Origin of the sequence: Williamsia soli (genome assembly GCF_017377795.1) — a bacterium.
Lineage (GTDB): Bacteria > Actinomycetota > Actinomycetes > Mycobacteriales > Mycobacteriaceae > Williamsia > Williamsia soli.
Window position 1 is genome coordinate 360146 of sequence record NZ_JAFRDR010000005.1, and the last position, 17916, is coordinate 378061.

Annotated in this window: 17 protein-coding genes; 5 read left to right on the top strand and 12 right to left on the bottom strand. The window is 65.3% G+C overall.

Going from position 1 to position 17916, the window contains the following annotated elements; all coding sequences use genetic code 11:
- Positions 1 to 22 precede the first annotated feature (22 nt).
- The 5 genes from J3S28_RS16080 to J3S28_RS16100 all read right to left on the bottom strand — a co-directional run bounded on the left by J3S28_RS16080 (position 23) and on the right by J3S28_RS16100 (position 5754).
- Positions 23 to 970 carry an EamA family transporter gene (locus J3S28_RS16080; protein WP_207841721.1) on the bottom strand — a complete coding sequence of 316 codons (948 nt, stop codon included), beginning with the start codon at positions 968 to 970 and terminating at the stop codon, positions 23 to 25.
- 81 nt (positions 971 to 1051) lie between these two features.
- Positions 1052 to 2728: a vWA domain-containing protein gene (locus J3S28_RS16085; protein ID WP_207841722.1), complete on the bottom strand. Its 1677-nt coding sequence runs from the start codon at positions 2726 to 2728 to the stop codon at positions 1052 to 1054.
- 50 nt (positions 2729 to 2778) lie between these two features.
- Positions 2779 to 4389 (bottom strand): MFS transporter, encoded by a 1611-nt coding sequence (locus J3S28_RS16090; RefSeq protein ID WP_307797184.1) that lies wholly within the window; start codon positions 4387 to 4389, stop codon positions 2779 to 2781.
- Positions 4390 to 4476: 87 nt separating this feature from the next.
- A complete protein-coding gene (locus J3S28_RS16095) occupies positions 4477 to 5070 on the bottom strand; it encodes a class I SAM-dependent methyltransferase (protein ID WP_237341632.1) in 594 nt (197 codons plus the stop codon).
- 66 nt (positions 5071 to 5136) lie between these two features.
- On the bottom strand, positions 5137 to 5754 hold the full coding sequence (locus tag J3S28_RS16100; protein WP_207841723.1) for a TetR/AcrR family transcriptional regulator: 618 nt from the start codon (positions 5752 to 5754) through the stop codon (positions 5137 to 5139).
- A 97-nt stretch (positions 5755 to 5851) separates the two neighbouring features.
- Between J3S28_RS16100 and J3S28_RS16105 the strand changes: the two genes are divergently transcribed.
- Together J3S28_RS16105 and J3S28_RS16110 are read left to right on the top strand one after the other, a co-directional pair.
- Complete coding sequence (locus J3S28_RS16105) at positions 5852 to 7174, top strand: cytochrome P450 (RefSeq protein WP_207841724.1); 1323 nt, start codon at positions 5852 to 5854, stop codon at positions 7172 to 7174.
- Positions 7175 to 7242: 68 nt separating this feature from the next.
- On the top strand, positions 7243 to 8145 hold the full coding sequence (locus J3S28_RS16110) for a LysR family transcriptional regulator (protein ID WP_207841725.1): 903 nt from the start codon (positions 7243 to 7245) through the stop codon (positions 8143 to 8145).
- 26 nt (positions 8146 to 8171) lie between these two features.
- Here J3S28_RS16110 and J3S28_RS16115 read toward each other — a convergent pair whose 3' ends face one another.
- The 5 genes from J3S28_RS16115 to J3S28_RS16135 form a co-directional block, all read right to left on the bottom strand.
- A complete protein-coding gene (locus J3S28_RS16115) occupies positions 8172 to 8435 on the bottom strand; it encodes a hypothetical protein (protein ID WP_207841726.1) in 264 nt (87 codons plus the stop codon).
- Positions 8436 to 8533: 98 nt separating this feature from the next.
- The gene (locus tag J3S28_RS16120) at positions 8534 to 8926 is read right to left on the bottom strand and encodes an acyl-CoA thioesterase (RefSeq protein ID WP_207841727.1); all 393 of its coding nucleotides are present in this window, start codon (positions 8924 to 8926) and stop codon (positions 8534 to 8536) included.
- 5 nt (positions 8927 to 8931) lie between these two features.
- On the bottom strand, positions 8932 to 10788 hold the full coding sequence (leuA, locus tag J3S28_RS16125) for a 2-isopropylmalate synthase (protein ID WP_207841728.1): 1857 nt from the start codon (positions 10786 to 10788) through the stop codon (positions 8932 to 8934).
- 124 nt (positions 10789 to 10912) lie between these two features.
- A complete protein-coding gene (locus J3S28_RS16130; protein WP_207841828.1) occupies positions 10913 to 11509 on the bottom strand; it encodes a nitroreductase family protein in 597 nt (198 codons plus the stop codon).
- A 41-nt stretch (positions 11510 to 11550) separates the two neighbouring features.
- The gene (locus J3S28_RS16135) at positions 11551 to 13062 is read right to left on the bottom strand and encodes an MFS transporter (RefSeq protein ID WP_207841829.1); all 1512 of its coding nucleotides are present in this window, start codon (positions 13060 to 13062) and stop codon (positions 11551 to 11553) included.
- A 132-nt stretch (positions 13063 to 13194) separates the two neighbouring features.
- Between J3S28_RS16135 and J3S28_RS16140 the strand changes: the two genes are divergently transcribed.
- Positions 13195 to 13893 (top strand): TetR/AcrR family transcriptional regulator, encoded by a 699-nt coding sequence (locus tag J3S28_RS16140; protein WP_207841729.1) that lies wholly within the window; start codon positions 13195 to 13197, stop codon positions 13891 to 13893.
- Between the two features lie 134 nt (positions 13894 to 14027).
- On the opposite strand, the gene J3S28_RS16145 is transcribed toward J3S28_RS16140, so the two are convergent.
- The gene (locus tag J3S28_RS16145; RefSeq protein ID WP_207841730.1) at positions 14028 to 14168 is read right to left on the bottom strand and encodes a hypothetical protein; all 141 of its coding nucleotides are present in this window, start codon (positions 14166 to 14168) and stop codon (positions 14028 to 14030) included.
- A gap of 33 nt (positions 14169 to 14201) precedes the next feature.
- Positions 14202 to 15464 carry a putative hexosyltransferase gene (locus J3S28_RS16150; protein ID WP_207841731.1) on the bottom strand — a complete coding sequence of 421 codons (1263 nt, stop codon included), beginning with the start codon at positions 15462 to 15464 and terminating at the stop codon, positions 14202 to 14204.
- Positions 15465 to 15621: 157 nt separating this feature from the next.
- On the opposite strand from J3S28_RS16150, the gene J3S28_RS16155 reads away from it, so the two are divergent.
- Together J3S28_RS16155 and J3S28_RS16160 are read left to right on the top strand one after the other, a co-directional pair.
- Positions 15622 to 16887 (top strand): aspartate kinase, encoded by a 1266-nt coding sequence (locus J3S28_RS16155; protein WP_084891012.1) that lies wholly within the window; start codon positions 15622 to 15624, stop codon positions 16885 to 16887.
- Between the two features lie 2 nt (positions 16888 to 16889).
- Positions 16890 to 17915 (top strand): aspartate-semialdehyde dehydrogenase, encoded by a 1026-nt coding sequence (locus J3S28_RS16160; RefSeq protein ID WP_207841732.1) that lies wholly within the window; start codon positions 16890 to 16892, stop codon positions 17913 to 17915.
- Position 17916: the final 1 nt, after the last annotated feature.

Sequence of the window (17916 nt, forward strand, 5' to 3'; positions counted from 1 at the left end):
GTCGTGATCCAAGCACGACCGTCTACGACAGTGGCACCGGCGTCTTGGCGGCCGGCGACGCTGTGTCCTCAGACTCGGTGCCGGGATTCGTAGCACCTCGTTTGGCGCTGAGGCCGGCGAAGCATCCGAGGATCACCACGGCGCCGCCGAACAGTTCCCAGCCAGTCGGGGTCTCGCCGAGGAACGCCCACGCCGCGGTCAGTCCGACGATCGGCACCAGCAACGAGAACGGCGCAACCTTGGACGCCGGGTACCGCGACATCAGGTACGTCCACAGGCCCGATCCGACGATGGTGCCCAGCACCACGACGTAGGTGAGTCCACCCAGTGCGATCAGCCCGGAATGCGATCCGACGCCGGCCATCGCGTCCCAGCCTGCTCGTGGACCCTCCACGGCCAGGCTCAGGGCGTACAGCGGCAGCACCGGCACGACACACATCCACAGGGTCAGGTGCAGCGCGTTGTCGGGCTTGGCGAGCCGGGACCCGATGTTGCCGAAGGCCCATCCCAACCCCGCGATCAGGGTGAGGAGGACGGGCAGCACGGCTGCGGTGGCGCCGTGAGCGGCGCGATCGATACCGATGATCGCCATGCCTCCGACAGCCACGGTGATGCCGACGATCTGCCGCGCACTGAGCTTCTCGCGGAGCAGCACGACGCAGAGAATCACCGTGAACGGTGCCGACGATTGCAGAACCAGCGAAGCCAGCCCGGTGGGCATCCCGTTGTCCATGGCCAGGAACAGGAAAGCGAACTGGATGGTGCCGAAGCCGATTCCGTAGAGCAGGAACCATGTGAGCGGGACGTTGGGTCGTGGGACGAACAGGATGACCGGGATCGCCATGACCGCGAAACGCAGTGCTGCGAAGAACAGTGGCGGAAAGTGCTCGAGGCCGGCGTGGATGGCCAGGAAGTTCAGGCCCCACAACACCACAACGGTGAGGCCGAGCAGGCGGTCGCGAGTGGTCATGGTTCATATTTAGCTGCCTGAACAGTTCAGTTCAATCTAATTAAACTGCAATCACGATGTAGCTGAGCTACACTTTGGGCATCAGCGGCGCGCGGACTCGATGTTCCACACCTTGGTGACGCCGACCGTCGTCTTCTGACCGCCGGGCCCATACAAAGCGGTCCAGGTCGGAGTGCTGGTGTCGAGAGCCGAACGGCCGTTGGGCGCGAAGAGATAATTGTTCTGACTGCACACGTACACCACCCGCGTTCCGTCCGTCTCCGGCCCGCCGAAGCGGATCCCGTACCAACACACGGTGCCGTCGGCGATCTGCACAGCGAGCGGATGCGGTGCAGGTACGGGCGTATCGGACGACGACGCCGGGTTCTGCGTCGCGGGGTTGGACAGAAAGCGCAACGCGTCGGGAGATGTCTTCGAGTCGGGGCACAGCGACCGACCGCCCGCGAACGAGCACATGTAGATGATGTAGTCGGTCTGATACTGCCCGCAGGTGAAGAGTCCGGGGTCTCCGAAACTTGAAGCAGCCGACCTGCACCCCCACTGTTTCGGCCCGGTGATGGCGGTGGCGGCATACTCGGGAGTCAACGTGCCATCGGCTTGGTACGGCCGGATATCGATGACCTCGGTACCGACAGGCTTCGACGGCGTGGCAGGTAGGCACTCACACAACCCGATGGCGGTGATCGCGGCGCTGTCGTGGGTGATTCGCCACGCGGTTCTCGACGAGGCGTCGGCGGTGTAGAGACTGGTCGACCCGTCGGTCGATACGGCGTCGCCATACAGGTCGTCGGCTCTCGTGAGCGCATCACCGATTCGCAGTCCGTCGATGGTCTGAGCTCCCGGAACGATCGCAATCTCCGACAGTCGGCCGTCGGCATCGAACACGAATGTGCAACCGCCCCAGGTGATGGTGACAGTCCCGTCTGCCGCCGGCGTCGCCGACGACAGCGACGGGAAGTCGCTGTGCTGATCCCGGATCGCCTCAGCGGTGCTGCCGAGTTCGATCCCGTCGACGCCCTGTGGCGACAACCGGGTTCGCGCGATATCGGGATCTTGTGTCGCCAGCAGACGCGCGCTCAATTGCTCGGCGTTGTCGGCGGTCACGAAGAGGCCGCCGGTCGCAGCGGCAACGCATTCGAGTTGGTCGGAATCCGTTTTGAAGCCGATTGTCGAGATCGACAGCTCGGGATGCGTACCGGAGATCTCGGCGGCGACGTCGCACGGTGGCGGCCCGCAGGTGTCCTCGCCGTCGCTGACGAGCACGATCGCCGCCGGTTCTGTGGTCGGCAATGCGTCGGCTGCCGCCCGGAGGGCATTGCCGATAGGTGTGAAGCCTAGGGCCGCAATTGAACTCAGAGAGTCTTCGATCGCTGGCCGGTCCAGGGGGCCGAGTTCGCGCAGCACCGTGATGTCACGACAGCCGGGTGCCAGGTTCTCTGGAGTCACCGCGACAGTGCTCCCGTAGACCATGACGCCGAGTTGTGCGTCCGATGGCAGCTCCTCGAGCAATGATCCGACGGCTTCGCGAGCCGCATCCACGCGCGGACCCGGGGCGTCGGCGGTCCTCATCGATTCGGAGAAATCGACAACGAGCATCGTCGGAACAGACCGGGGCACAGGCGAAGTCACTGATCTCGGCGCACGCGCGTCTCCATCCGTCAGGGAGGTGCATGCCGTAGACAACACGACGAGTGCGAGGAGCATCACCAACGCCCCACCGGCTCGACGTCCACTCGAGGTGATGCCCGTCCTGCTCATCGTCGGAGCGTATGTGATCACGACTGCTCGTGGCGTCATACGAACGTGCTCTACATCGTTGCCTCTGCAGTCGTCACCGGCGTGCCCGTCGGAGTTCGGGGGATACGCCCGGTCGCGAACAGCGCCGCGATGGCCAGCAAACCGGCCAGCGTGAAAGCAGCCCTCAGTGCTTGCAGCCGGGCATCGGAGTTGACGTCGACCACCGCTGTCGCGGTGTCGGTGGGGACGCCCGCTTCGTCGAGGGCTTTCTGGAGCTGGGTGTCCGACAGGAACGGGACGCCAGAGGCGAGTTCGGTGGTCGCCCGGTCGGAGACTGCCGCGGGGACGCTCGGGTTGTCGGCCAGGCCGGCGACGGCCGAGGTGGTGAGCGTTGCGATGAGGATCGAGCCGATCAACGCCGTGCCCAGGGAGGCCCCCAGGTTGGTCGCGGTGTTCTGCAGGCCGCCGACTTCGGCGCTCTGCGAGTCCGGAACCGCGGACACCGTCACCGCACCCAGTTGCGAGGACAGTGCGCCGAGTCCGAATCCCAGGAACAGCATGGGGATCATGACGACACCGGCGTTGGCGCCGGGGTCCATACCGGCGACCAGGATCAGAATGCCGACGATCATCGATGTCAACCCGATACGGATGACCCGGCGTGGGTTTGCATGAGGCCTGAATCTCGGTATCCCGATCGCCGCCAGAATCAGCGCGATAGACAACGGCAGGATGCGGAGTCCGGTCTGCAGGGCGCTCAACTCGAGTACTACCGAGAGGAAGAGCGGCACCGCGAAGAAGACGCCTGCCTGAACCAGGAACTGCGCGAAGAACATCGACAGTCCTCCGGTCAGCTGCCGGTTGCGGAACATCGCCGGATCGATGAGTGGGTCGCCGCCGGTCTCGGCGAGGTGGGCCTCCCACCGCAGGAAGCCGTAGATGACCAGCAGACCTCCCATGAGCAGCCAGACCACCGGCGACACGCCGGCCAGTTCCGTTCCGCCCGGCTTCGCCTGCACCCAGCCCCATTCGCTCGACCGCAGAACCCCGTAGACGAACATCCCCAGACCGATGACGGACAGTGCCGAACCGACCACGTCGAGGCGGATGCTGACCGGTGGCACGTCGTTGATCTTGCGCAACACCAACAGGATCGCGCCGACGATCACCACCTCGCCGACGAACACGTAACGCCACGAGGCGAACGTCGTGACCGCCCCGCCGAGCAGCGGCCCGACCGCCACGGCCATCGCTCCGGCCGCGGCCACCAGCCCATACGCGCCGGCACGCCGGTCGGGCGGGAAGTTGGCGGCCACCAGCGCGACGATCGCGGGCATGATGAGCGCCGCGCCGATCCCCTCGAGCAGCGACCACCCGATCAGGAGGACCGTCAGGTTGGGTGCGATGGCGGTGACCGTCGAACCCACGCCGTAGATCACCAGGCCGATGGCGAAGGCGCGACGCCGGCCGAGCATGGTCCCGATCTTGCTGCCGGTGATCATCAGACTCGCCATCACGAGCGTGTACATCGTGATGGCGGTCTGGATTCCGGTGATCGTCGTACCGATGTCGTCGGCCACGGTCGCCATGGAGACGTTCATGACCGAACTGTCCAGGGTCATCAGGAATTGTCCCGACGCCAGCACTGCCAGGACTAGCCCCGAACCTGTTTTCGCCGCCACCGCAGGTGCCCCTTTTCGACCGGTTACGGCGACCTTAGCCTCGTTCGATCAGCGTCCTCTCACTCGATTCGGATGATCCTGTCCGCGTCAGGACAGCCGAACCGCCAGCAGCACCGTGTCGTGGGTGTGATGGGCACCCTCGGGCGGGGCCGTCGTGCGGGCCTGCGTCCGGTCGATGTCGATTCGCCAGTCGTCGCCGAGGAGTTGGCCGATGTCATGCGGCTCATAAAAGTCGTGCGGGTCGAGGTCATGCCAGTGCTCGCGGTCGTCAGGGATCTCGTGGAAGACCGAGAGCAGGGTGCCGCCCACGGCCACCGCATCGATGATCCCACGTACGCCGAGGTCACCAGGGGTCTTGAGCATGGTGAAGTACTGCAGTGATACGAGGTCGAAGGCACGGGACGGAGGCGGGGTGACGACCACATCGGCCTGTTGCCAAGTGATCGCCGGTTCGTCGCCAAGGGCGCGGGCCCGGTCGATCGCAACCGGCGAGATGTCGACGGCGGTCACCTGCCAACCGCGGCCTGCGAGCCAGCGCGCATCTGCGCCTTCGCCGCAACCGAGGTCGAGCGCTCGCCCCGGCGTCAGAGTGGTCGCGTGTTCGAGCAGCACCGGGTTCGGATTGTTGCTCCAGATCTGCTCGGTTTCGAGGTAACGCTCATCCCAGAATTTTTGGTCCATGTGCAGAGCATGGACGCAGTGATCGCTCCGTGGCAAGATTCCGTGCTGAAACGGCAAGAAGGTGGCTCAGCGCGGCAGAAGAAGGGCAATGTACGCGTCGACCATCGTCTCCGTAGTGTCGGACACGGGCTGGCCGTCTTCGACTGCAACAGCTGTCAATTCGCGGAGACCGCCTAGCATCAGCAGCGCCAGGGATCGCGAGATCGTCGAGATTCCCGCGGCGCGCATCCGGTCGGTGTCGGTCAACGCGATCAGGGTCTGGATGAAGTCTTCCATGGCCTGTCGCTGTACCGGCCGGGCCGTCGGCCCCAGCGCGGGGAGCTCGCGAATCCAGCTCAGGGTGAGCGCGGGCCGCGCCTCGATCGATCGGACGTAGGCCTCCACGGCCTGCCGGATCTGGGTTCGCCACGGGGCCTCGGGGTCGACAGCCGCGACGATGTCGTCGATCATGTCGGTGTTCGCGGTGTGGAGGAGCTCGATGAAGCACTCCTCTTTCGTCCCGAACTCCTGATAGAAGGTGCGGCGGGAGGTGCGGGCCTCTCGGACGATGTCGGACACGGTTGTCGCCCGGTATCCACGTTCTTCGATCGACACTCCCAGGGCGTTGAGCAAACGCGCGCGGTGAGACGGTTCGGCGTCCTGGTCGGGATGCGAACCTGCACGGGTCGTCGGCGCGGAAGTCATCGTGTTCCAGCCTACGGGCCCTTGTCCGCCGGTGGTACTTGGGCGTACCGTCTCGTGGTACGACGAAGTACCGGCCCGGGGCGAGGAGTTCATCGGTATGTGCGCAGTGCATCACGCAGGATCGGACGTTGCCGAGACGAGCGTGCCGCCGGGGCCGACATTGCCCCGTGCGGTCCAGGGCGTCGCGTTCGTCGCTGCCCGGCGGCAGACGATGGCCGCGCTCTCGCGTCGATATGGACCGGTCTTCTCGCTCGACGTCCCGGTGTTCGGCCGAACGGTCGCGGTCTCTGATCCGAAGCTGGCCAAGCAGGTGTTCACCACTCCCGCAGGAGTGCTGAGCAATGTGCAGCCCAACCTCGGCCGCATCCTCGGTGAGCGCTCGATGTTCTCGCTCGAAGGAAACGAGCACCGCAGGCGGCGCAAATTGCTGACTCCGCCTCTGCACGGCAAGAGCGTGAAGAGCTACGAGCGCATCATCGAAGAAGAAGTCATCCAGGAGGTCGCGTCGTGGCCAGAGGGGCGGGAGTTCGAAAGCCTCGACCCGATGATGCGCATCACGCTCAACGCGATCCTGCGTGCGGTGTTCGGTGCCGATGGGGCACAACTGGATTCGCTACGGCAGCTCATACCGCCGATGGTCGAGCTCGGCTCTCGGCTGGCCACGTTGCCGAATGTGCCTGCACGCCTGGGAAAGCTGAACCCCTGGGAGCGTTTCCTGGCGCGTCGCAGGGAGTACGACGCCGTCATCGCCGAACTCGTCTCCACCGCGAAGGCCGATCCGAACCTGGAGTCGCGCACCGACATCGTTGCCCTGATGCTCCGCAGTACATATGAGGACGGCACGTCGATGACCACCGGCGAGATCGCCGACGAGCTGCTGACCCTGCTGGCTGCCGGCCACGAGACGACGGCGACCACGCTCGCGTGGGCCTTCGAACGGCTGCGCCGTCATCCCCAGGTCCTGGCCGACCTCACCCGGGAAGTCGATGAGGGTGGAGATGAGTTGCGGCAGGCCACGATTCTAGAAGTGCAACGCAGTCGCCCGGTGATCGATCTGGCGGGTCGAACTGTGCAAGCGCCCGTGTTCGAGCTCGGACGGTGGCGGATTCCCCAGGGCTACACCGTCCTCGTGAGTATTTCGTTGCTGCACGATGACAGTGCAGAGTTCCGCGATCCCGAACGCTTCGACCCGACGCGTTTTCTTGGTTCGAAACCGTCCGGATCCTGGGTCCCGTTCGGCGGCGGGACGCGCCGCTGCATCGGCGCGGCGTTCGCGAACATGGAGATGGACGTGGCACTGCGCACGATCCTGCAGATGTTCGAGGTGATCCCGACCGACGCGCCCAGCGAACGATGGCACAGCCGCGGGGTTGCCTATTCGCCGAGGCGTAAGGGGCGACTCGTCGTTCGCCGGCGGTGACTGTCGCTCGACCCAGGTGAGCCAAGAGGGTCTGAACGTTCGAGGCTGAACTCTGTAGCCTTACTTCAATGGATCTCCAGCGACTTCGCATTCTTCGGGAGTTCGCGGACCGCGGGACGGTGGGCGGCGTCGCGGAGGCGATGAACATGACGCCGTCTGCGGTGTCGCAGCAGTTGAAGGTGCTCAGCCGTGAGGCAGGGATCGCATTGTTGGAGCAGGATGGTCGTCGGGTCCGGCTCACCGACGCAGGTCGGGCGCTCGTGCTGCGCGCCGACGAGGTGATCGCCGCCGTCGCGCGGGCGGACTCGGAGATGGCGTCCTATCGCGACGAGGCGGTGGGGTCGGTGCGGCTCGCCATGTTCCCGTCGGGTGCCGCCGTCCTGCTGCCTGGCGTGCTGAATCGCATGAGCAGCTTGGGGATTCGATTGGTGGTGTCCGACGAGGACGTCAAGTACTCGGACGCCCCGGCGCTGCTGGCAGACTTCGATGTGGTGCTCACCCATCGCGACGAGCGGGCTCCGCAGGTGGTCGATGCCCGGGTGTCGGTGACCACGGTGATGCGCGAACCGATCGACCTGGTGGTCGGGACCTCACATCGGCTGGCCGGCCGCACCGAGGTCACGCTCGGCGAGCTGGAGGACGAGGACTGGATCAGCGTGCGCGGCGGGTTTCCGGTGGACGACGTCCTGCTGTCGCTGGCCGCGGTGACCGGTGTGCAGCCCCGGGTCGCGCACCGCATCAATGATTTTCGTGCGATAGAGGCGATGGTGGCCCGCAACCACGGGATTGCTCTGATGCCGCGGTTCTCCGTGCGCGACCCCGACGTCCACCGCCTGGTACTCACAGGGGTCCGTGCCGCTCGGGTGTATGAAGGGCTGAGTCGGCCGGGGGCCACCGAGCGGGCTTCGGTTCGACAATTGCTCAGCGAGTTGATCACTGAATCGTCGGTGGTCGACGCGGCTGCCGAGTGAACGCCGACCGACTACCCGGGGGATGACTACCGGGTCTGTCGGGCGCTCTTCCCGAACACCGACGGGTAGCGAGCATGCAACGCGTCGATCTGACGGCGCACCTCATAGAGCTCGCGGCGCTGCGCGTGACTGATGGTGTCAGAGGGTCTGCGAGCAGCGATGTCCTGCTCGATCCTGGTCGCCCACGCCTCGAGTTGGTCGACGAAATACTTGGCCTGGATGGCGTTGGAGTCCGGACGCATTCCTGTCGGGGCCCCGGCCGACAGGGTGTTGGTCAGTTGACGCTTCACGTGATGATTGTAGTTCAGCTCACCCGAAGTCATGGCCTGCGGGAGTCGGCAGGAGTGGACTGAATGAACACATAGCGCCGTGCGATGTGACCTCAGACTCAACGAGTGTCGTTGTCCGGCAGTAGAACTTGTCTTATGGCGTCCGGTATCGGTTGTGGCGAGCCGGCGTCATCGGCGTACACGTAGACCGTGTCGACGGTGCAGCACAACTGCTGGCCCACCCTCAACTCGAACTGAACGGTGACGCTCGTGCGACCCAGCCCGGCGACCGATACGAAGACGTCGATCTTCTCGCCCCAGCGCGCCGGAGCATGCCAGGTGAGGGTAGAGGTCTTGAGTCGGATGAGTTGGGCGAACCCGAGGATGCCGTGCTGCGCGCAGAATGCGCCCATCGCCTCATCGCAGTAGAGCAGATAGTGGGCGTTGAAGACCACACCCTGCTGGTCGGCCTCGGCATAGCGAACTTCGGCCGACCAGCTCGGTTGTGTCACCCGAATCAGGGTGCCCAGGTGCGGGGTGCCTGCTCGCCGGAGTCGGGCACGACGCCGCCGGAGGCGACCTTCGTGGCGCGGTTCACGGCCGAGACGACCGCGCGCAACGAGGCCGTGGTGATGGAGGGTGCGATGCCGCAACCCCATACGGTTTCGCCGCCCACCTGAACCTCGACGTACGCCGCTGCGTTCGCGTCTCCGCCCGAGGTGAGTGCGTGTTCGGCGTAGTCGAGCACCTGGACCTCGTAGCCGACGGTGGACAGGGCATCGACGAACGCGGCCAACGGTCCGTTGCCCGACCCGTAGATCTCTTTCTCCACGCCGTTGACCTTGACGGTTGCGGTGATGCGATCTTCGCCGCCGTCCTCTTCCGCGGCATCGACCTTCTGCTTCATCCGCTCGAGCGGGATCAGCGGATGCAGGTACTCGTCGGCGAAGACATCCCACATCTCCTTCGGAGACACCTCGCCGCCTTCGCCGTCGGTGATCTTCTGGATCTCGCGGCTGAACTCGATCTGCAGTCGGCGGGGGAGTGCCAGGCCGTGGTCGGCCTTCATGATGTACGCGACGCCGCCCTTGCCGGACTGGCTGTTGACCCGGATCACCGCTTCGTAATTGCGGCCGACGTCCTTGGGGTCGATCGGCAGGTACGGAACCTGCCAGAGGATGTCGTCGATATCCGATTCGGCGTTGTCCGCGTCGATCTTCATCTGATCGAGGCCCTTGTTGATCGCATCCTGGTGGCTGCCGGAGAACGCGGTGTAGACCAGGTCGCCGCCATAGGGATGACGTTCGTGCACCCCGAGCTGGTTGCAGTACTCCACCGTTCGGCGGATCTCGTCGATGTCGGAGAACGTGATCTGCGGATCGACGCCCCGGCTGAAGAGGTTCATCCCCAGGGTCACCAGGCAGACATTGCCGGTGCGCTCGCCGTTGCCGAACAGACAACCCTCGATGCGATCGGCGCCTGCCTGATAGCCCAATTCGGCTGCGGCGACGGCCGTTCCGCGGTCGTTGTGGGGATGCAGACTCAGGATGACCGAGTCGCGGCGGGCGAGATTGCGATGCATCCATTCGATCGAATCGGCGTAGACGTTCGGCGTCGCCATCTCGACCGTGGCCGGCAGGTTCAGGATGATCGGACTCTGCGGTGTCGGCTCGATGATCTCGCTGACCGCGTCGCACACCTCTTTGGCGAAGCTCAGTTCCGTGCCGGTGTACGACTCGGGGGAGTACTCGTAGCGCCAGTTGGTGTCCGGGTACTTGGCCTCTTCGGACCGCATCTTGTGTGCGGCGTCGGTCGCGATCTTCTTGATCGCCGCCTTGTCTGCGCGGAACACCACACGCCGCTGCAGAACCGATGTCGAATTGTAGAAGTGCACAATCACATTGGCAGCGCCGCGGCACGATTCGAACGTGCGCTCGATGAGCTCGTCGCGGCACTGGGTCAGCACCTGGATCGTGACGTCGGACGGGATGGCGCCGTCTTCGATGATCTCGCGGACGAAGTCGTAGTCGGTCTGGCTCGCCGACGGGAATCCGACCTCGATCTCCTTGTAGCCCATCCTGACCAACAGGTCGAACATGCGGCGCTTGCGGGCCGGGCTCATCGGGTCGATCAGGGCCTGGTTGCCGTCACGAAGGTCGACGGCGCACCACATCGGCGCGCGATCGATGATCTTGTCGGGCCAGGTACGGTCCGGGACGGCGACGTTCTCGACCTCGTCGGCGAACTGACGGTAACGATGCGACGGCATCGCGGAATTGCGTTGTGGGTTCCACGACGGCTGGCCGTCCGGAATGGGTCCGGCCGGTTCATTGATTCGGCTGGCACTGGAGGTGAAGGCATCTGCGGCAGGCATGGGGTCAAACTCTCCGGTTGTGGGGCAAGAGACCGGCGCGTCACAAAACCCGCGACGGGAAGCCGGTCTGGATCAGACCCCGCCGCGGCAGAGGAGAAGGAGCACGCGCTGCATTTTTTGGACTCTACTCCGCAACCTCGGGAAGTCCAAAGGTGCCCCCAGAACTGAATGGGGCACCCCAGGTGTCGGCGTAGGTCACCTCGGCGAGCGGCAGCCGCGTCCGAGGGCGGCGGTCACGCTCGGCGATCTCGGGGTCGACGGAGAGTGCGTCGGCGATCAGCCCGATCGCCAGGATCAGCAGCGGTCGCATGCCCGCGGGGATGGCGAACCGCTGCGTCAGCGCGTCCGCCCGGAATCCGCCGAGGGGGTGCGCGTTCACGCCCTCGGCCTGGGCCTGGGTGATCATCTGCCCGGCAGCCAGGCCGACGTCGATGGCGCCGTAATCGTGCATCTTCGGCTCGTCGGGTTGATCTGTCGTGCACAGCACGATCAACGCCGCGGCAGCCGGTGCCCAGGACTGGTTACCTCGTTTGAGGCCGTCGACGATTCCGGTGAACGTCGCGTCTCCGCGAAGCCCGACGACGAAACGTACCGGTTGCACCCCGCCGCCGGTGGGAGCCCAGCGGCCCGCTTCCAGGATCGCTTCGAGTGCGGCCGGAGCGATCTCAGCGGACGAATCGTAGCCGCGGGCACTCCACCGGCCGGCGAGCAACGGGTGCAAGGTCATGGCAGGCACTCCTTGTGAGAGAGCCGATCTGGCTCCTAGACGGTGGCCGGCGACTTACGGCGCAGAACCACTGCGACCGTGAATGCGACCGCCACCAAGAGTGCCACGCTGACTGCGGACGTGACGTGTAAGCCGTCGACGAATGCGGAACGTGCCGCCTCCGCCATGGCGCTCTGAGCGCTCGGGTCCAGGGACTCGGCGTGGGTGAGTGTCTCGGACAGGGTGTCGCTGACCCCGGCGTCAGCGCCGGTCTGCCGAAACACCATCGTCGCCACGGAGCCGAGCACCGCCAGACCGAAAGCGGTCCCCAGCTCGAAGCTGGTCTCGGAGATACCTGCCGCTGCGCCACTGCGCTCCACCGGAACGGATGAGACCGCGACGTCGGAGACGAGCGAGAAGATCACGCCGTAACCGATGCCGGCCACCGTGGAGCTGATCAGGTAGACCAGCACACCATTCGAGACACCGAGGCCGAGCATGCCCGCGTTGCCTGCGGCGGCCGCCAAGATCGCCAGGACGAAGGCCCACCGGACCGAGACGAACCGGGCGATGCGCGAAGCGCTCATCGAGAAGATCGCCACCGCGATGGCCATGGGGATACCGAGAACCGCGGCGGTCAATACGTCACGACCGAGCACCGACTGGAGATAGATGCCTGCGAGGTAGCTCAGGGAGGCCAGAGTCATCATGCCGGTCAGGGCACTGCCGATCGCGACCGAGAAGCCGGCGTTCTTGAAGAGTTTCAACTCCAGCAACGGGTGCGCGGTCCTGCGTTCGTGCCGGATGAACAGCCACATGCCGACCACGCCGATCGCCGCGAAGACTGCCGTGGTGGTGTCCAGGCCCTCTGTCGCGCCGTGTTTGATCGCGTACACCAGCGGCAGGATGCCGACCAGCGACAAGACGATCCCGAGGATGTCGAACGGATCGGACGTGCCGGAGCGATACTCCGGAACCAGCCGGGGAGCGAACACCAGGAGGATGAGCAGTACCGGGACGTTGATCAGGAACACCGAGCCCCACCAGAAGTGATGCAGCAGAACGCCGCCGATGACCGGGCCCAGGGCCGAACCGCCGGCGAACGCGGCAGTCCACACACCGATGGCCTTTGCGCGGGCGGCCGGTTCGGTGAACATGTTGCTGATGAGCGACAAGCTCGATGGCAACAAGGTCGCCCCACCTATACCCATGATCGCGCGAGCGGCGATGAGCGAGGTGGCATCGGGCGCGAACGCGGCGATCGCCGAAGCGATGCCGAAGAGGGTGGCGCCGACGAGCAGCAGCTTGCGCCTGCCGAAGCGGTCACCGAGGTTTCCCATGGTGATCAGCAGGCCGGCGATCAGGAAGCCGTAGATGTCGACGATCCAGAGCTGCTGGGTTGCCGATGGCAACAGCTCGGCACTCAGTGTCGGGATTGCGAGATAGAGAACAGAGAAGTCCATCGAGACCAGGAACACCGGGAGGGTGAGAACGGCCAATCCCATCCACACCCGGCGGTCCGGGCGGCTGATCTTCGCCTCGGCTCGCGGGTTGGTCGGGCGGTCCATGATGCTCACTTCTGATCTCCTGCTTCTGTCCTTGTTGGGTACAACGTACGCATATGAGTACGTTGTACGCAAAGGCTTTATTCCGCGACAATCGACCGTCGGCAGGACAATGGGCGAGCGAAGGAGGTTCACATGAGTGTCGCCGATGCCGTCTCAGGCGCGGACGGTCCCAAACTCACGCGTGCCGCCGTGGTCAGTGCAGCGATCGAATTGGCCGATGCGGACGGGTTCGGCGCGGTCACCATGCGCAAGATCGCCGACCGCCTCGGGGTGGGGACGATGTCGCTGTATCGGCACGTTTCCGACAAGGACGCCCTGCTCAGGGCCATGTCCAACGAGATCGGACTGCGATTTCCTTACCCTCCGGCCGAGGGCGCCAACTGGCGGCAGCGGGCTCTGATCGCGGCCGAGGTCGACTGGGGTCTGTACCAACGACACCCCTGGGTACTGCTCGCCTTCGCATCCCCGCGCACCAGCATGGGCCCGCAAAGTCTCAACTGTCTCGACTGGCTCGTCGAGGCGTTCCTGGAGTTGAAGGTCACCACGGCCGAAGCGACCGAGATGGCGCTCACCCTGTGGAACCACATCGCAGGTTGCGTGCTGACGACGGTCGCCGAGCGACTGCTGCTCGACCGCGCCGACGATGACGACGAAGGACAGAGTGGGCTGACGCATCTGCTGGCCGGACATCCCGAGGCAACTCCTCCGCCCCACTTGGCCGAGCTCGTCGGCACGGGCAACCAACAACTGCACGATCCGCGCTACCTACTTGATCAAGGCGTCGAGGCCTTGTGCGACGGCTTCGAGGCGAGGGCCGAGCGCCTGCGCTGAGTTTTTGGCTCGCTTCGCTCGCGGGCAGGCGGCCGCCATCGCGTGCTCTTCCTCCGTCGACTCAGTCGCTGCGCTCCCTCGTCGTCTGTCCAGACGACGCGGGCCGCCTGCCGGGCGGGGCGAGTTCGCCTTGCTCACCGCCCTGAGTCGGGTTCGTCGAGCGTGCCGTTACCGCCGCCGAGCGTGCCCTTACCGCCGTCGAGCGTGCCGTTACCGCCGTCGAGCGTGCCGTTACCGCCGCCGAGCGTGCCGAAGCCATGCACGTTCGCCGACAAGAAGGGGCACGTTCGGCGTGGTGGGGGCCTCGATCACATGGCGTGCGGATAGACCGTCAGCATGTGGGCGCCGAACCACGAGCTGAACGTGATGACGACGAGAGAGGCGATCACCTGTGTCGACATCGAGCGCTTGGCCAACCCGATCGCGATCGGGATGAGCAGGACAAAGGCGGGTAGCAACAGCCGTGGCCGGCTCATCATCAGGCCGCTCGAGGCGACGATCGACACCACCACCAATGCGCCGTACACCGATACCGGCCACGGCACCCGTTCGGCGAAACTGAACAACGCCAGACCGATGGTCAGCACGATGATCCATGCCGTCGCCACGGGCGCGATCTCTGACGAGTTGACCAGCGCGTAGTTGACGAAGTCCCAAGCGGCTTTGCCGTAGTCGACCCCGGTGTTCCAGCCTTCGGTCTGGATCCGGAACCAGCCCAGGGGCTCGCCGGTCTTGTGCCAGACAACCGCCAGATAACCCAGATAGCCGAGCGGGCTGAGGACGATTGCCGTCCACGCCCGCCAACCGTCGCGACGATGTAGCAGCGCCGCGAGTATCACCACGGCGATCAGCACGCCGGCCGTCGGGCGAGACAGTCCGGACAACAATGCGCACACGCCGGCCAGTAGCCATCGGTGCTCGAGCACCCCGACCAGTGCCCACGCCGCCAGCGCGCAGAACAGGGCCTCGGTGTACGCCATGGACAGCACGATGCCCATGGGCGCCGCGGCGAACAGCACCGCGAGCAGCAGGCCGGCCCGCCGCGGGTCGGCACCCACGGCCGGCGGTTTCGGTTCGGATCGGTCCGAGTCCTCAGCGAACCAGCCGCTGATGCGGGCAGGCATCCATTGCGACCGCGTGGCGCGGTTCTGCATCTGCGTACAACAGAGCGCACCTAGTCGGGCCACGCCCACGGCTGCCAGTGAGCCGAGCACCACGTTGACGGTCAGCGCCGCTCCGAATGGGCTGAAACCGGGGAGCTTGTCGACGGCGCCGGCGAGCAACGGGTAGCCGGGAAAGAATGCGTACGGAGTGTCGGAGTCGCGCATGCCCTGGGCATCGGTCTGGGTCAGCGGAACCCCGCCGTAACCGTGCTCGGCGATGGCCAGCATCCACTTGCCATCCCACGCCGACAGAGCGGACCCGAGACTGCCGCCGCGCAACTGGGTGAACCGCTCCAGAGCGAGCATCCCGATCAATCGGATCACGAGGAACACCGCGATCGGTTCGATCCAGTCGCGCCGTTGGTACAGCCGATCGCTGATGGTGTCGATCGTCGCTCGGCGCAGCACGTGAGCGATCCTAATGCCACCGCACACCGGACCGCGGACACCTCAGTGCACGAGAAAATGCAGGTCGCTATCCTTGCACGGGGCGGATGACGGTACGTACCGTTACCCGCTCCTTGATTTAAAAGAAGCTCGACACAAGCGAGAGAAGGGAAACTGCGTGGCTCTGGTCGTGCAGAAGTACGGTGGTTCGTCCGTAGGCGACGCCGAACGCATCCGCAGGGTGGCCGAGCGCATTGTCGCGACGCGCAAGGCGGGCAACGACGTGGTCGTTGTCGTCTCCGCGATGGGCGACACCACCGATGAACTCCTCGATTTGGCAGAGCAAGTGTGCCCCTCACCGCCTCCGCGAGAGATGGACATGCTCCTCACCTCTGGTGAGCGCATCTCCAACGCGCTGGTCGCGATGGCCATCAGTTCCCTCGGGGCTCAGGCCCAATCCTTCACCGGGTCGCAGGCGGGGGTGATCACCACCAGCAGCCACGGCAAGGCGAAGATCATCGACGTCACGCCCGGGCGCGTGCGGTCCGCTCTCGACGAGGGCAAGATCGTGCTGGTTGCCGGGTTCCAAGGCGTCTCGCAGGACACGAAGGACGTCACAACCCTGGGTCGCGGTGGTTCCGATACGACCGCCGTCGCCCTGGCTGCGGCGCTGAAGGCCGACGTCTGCGAGATCTACACCGACGTCGACGGCATCTACACCGCCGATCCGCGCATCGTGCCGAACGCCAAGCATCTTGCGACGGTGTCGTTCGAGGAGATGCTCGAGATGGCCGCGTGTGGCGCCAAGGTGCTGATGCTCCGCTGCGTCGAGTACGCCCGCCGCTACAACGTTCCTGTTCATGTGCGCTCGTCGTACTCAAACAAGCCGGGCACCATGGTGTCCGGATCGATGGAGGACATTCCCGTGGAAGAAGCCATCCTCACCGGAGTTGCCCACGACCGCAGCGAGGCCAAGGTCACGGTTGTCGGCCTCGACGACAAGCCAGGCTTCGCCGGCCGGGTGTTCCGCGCCGTTGCCGACGCCGAGATCAACATCGACATGGTGCTGCAGAACGTCTCCAAGGTCGAGACCGGCAAGACCGACATCACCTTCACCTGCCCGAAGGAGGTCGGCCCGCTGGCGGTCGAGAAGCTGACCTCGATCAAGGATGAACTCGGTTTCAGCTCGATCCTCTACGACGACCACATCGGCAAGGTCTCGCTCGTGGGTGCCGGGATGAAGTCGCACCCGGGGGTCACCGCGACCTTCTGTGAGGCGCTGTCGAATGCCGGGGTCAACATCGAACTGATCTCCACCTCCGAGATCCGGATCTCGGTCCTGTGCCGAGACACCGAACTGGATGACGCCGTGCGCGCGTTGCACGAGGCGTTCGACCTCGGTAGCGATGAAGAGGCCACTGTCTACGGCGGAACGGGGCGATAGCGATGGGTGTCAAAGTAGGCGTTGTCGGCGCGACCGGTCAGGTCGGCGCCGTCATGCGACAACTGTTGGAGGAGCGGAACTTTCCCGCCGACGAGGTCAGGTTTTTCGCGTCGTCGCGCTCGGCGGGCAAGAAGTTGCCGTGGCGTGGTGGAGAGATCGTGGTCGAGGATGCCTCGACCGCTGATCCCACCGGTCTCGACATCGCATTGTTCTCGGCCGGCGCCACGATGTCCCGGGAACAGGCTCCGCGGTTCGCGGCGGCCGGTGTCACGGTGATCGACAACTCGTCGGCATGGCGTAAGGATCCCGATGTGCCGCTGGTGGTCTCGGAGGTCAACGGCGATGAGGCGAAGAGCCCCAAGAAGGGCATCATCGCGAACCCCAACTGCACCACCATGGCTGCGATGCCGGTCCTCAAGCCACTGCATGATGCTGCCGGTCTGCAGCGTCTGATCATCTCGTCGTACCAGGCGGTGTCGGGCAGTGGACTGGCCGGCGTCGAGGAGCTGGTTACTCAGTTGCGCGCCGGTATCGACGACGCGGAGAAGCTGGTGCACGACGGCTCGGCCGTCACCCTGCCTGAGCCCGTGAAATACGTTGCGCCCATTGCGTTCAACGTGCTTCCGCTGGCCGGTTCGATCGTCGACGACGGCTCGGGTGAGACCGACGAGGACCAGAAGTTGCGCAACGAGTCACGCAAGATCCTCGGACTGCCCGATCTCCTGGTGAGCGGGACCTGCGTGCGGGTGCCGGTGTTCACCGGTCACTCGCTCTCGATCAACGCCGAGTTCGACCGGCCGTTGTCGGTCGAGGAGGCCACGAAGATCCTGGGCGACGCCCCGGGCGTCACCGTCACCGACGTCCCCACACCGCTCGAAGCGGCCGGCAAAGACAACTCCCTGGTCGGACGCATCCGGCAGGACCCGGGCGCGCCAGAGGGCCGCGGACTGGCGCTGTTCGTCTCCGGAGACAACCTCCGAAAGGGCGCAGCACTCAACACCATTCAGATCGCCGAGCTGCTGGTTTAGC

What these genes read in the sequence shown, in the direction of transcription:
- leuA (WP_207841728.1), bottom strand. Translation starts at nt 10,788, where the DNA reads ATGCCTGCCGCAGATGCCTTCACCTCCAGTGCCAGCCGAATCAATGAA.
- J3S28_RS16085 (WP_207841722.1), bottom strand. Translation starts at nt 2,728, where the DNA reads ATGAGCAGGACGGGCATCACCTCGAGTGGACGTCGAGCCGGTGGGGCG.
- J3S28_RS16135 (WP_207841829.1), bottom strand. Translation starts at nt 13,062, where the DNA reads ATGGACCGCCCGACCAACCCGCGAGCCGAGGCGAAGATCAGCCGCCCG.
- J3S28_RS16105 (WP_207841724.1), top strand. Translation starts at nt 5,852, where the DNA reads ATGTGCGCAGTGCATCACGCAGGATCGGACGTTGCCGAGACGAGCGTG.
- J3S28_RS16140 (WP_207841729.1), top strand. Translation starts at nt 13,195, where the DNA reads ATGAGTGTCGCCGATGCCGTCTCAGGCGCGGACGGTCCCAAACTCACG.
- J3S28_RS16080 (WP_207841721.1), bottom strand. Translation starts at nt 970, where the DNA reads ATGACCACTCGCGACCGCCTGCTCGGCCTCACCGTTGTGGTGTTGTGG.
- J3S28_RS16160 (WP_207841732.1), top strand. Translation starts at nt 16,890, where the DNA reads ATGGGTGTCAAAGTAGGCGTTGTCGGCGCGACCGGTCAGGTCGGCGCC.
- J3S28_RS16100 (WP_207841723.1), bottom strand. Translation starts at nt 5,754, where the DNA reads ATGACTTCCGCGCCGACGACCCGTGCAGGTTCGCATCCCGACCAGGAC.
- J3S28_RS16110 (WP_207841725.1), top strand. Translation starts at nt 7,243, where the DNA reads ATGGATCTCCAGCGACTTCGCATTCTTCGGGAGTTCGCGGACCGCGGG.
- J3S28_RS16095 (WP_237341632.1), bottom strand. Translation starts at nt 5,070, where the DNA reads ATGGACCAAAAATTCTGGGATGAGCGTTACCTCGAAACCGAGCAGATC.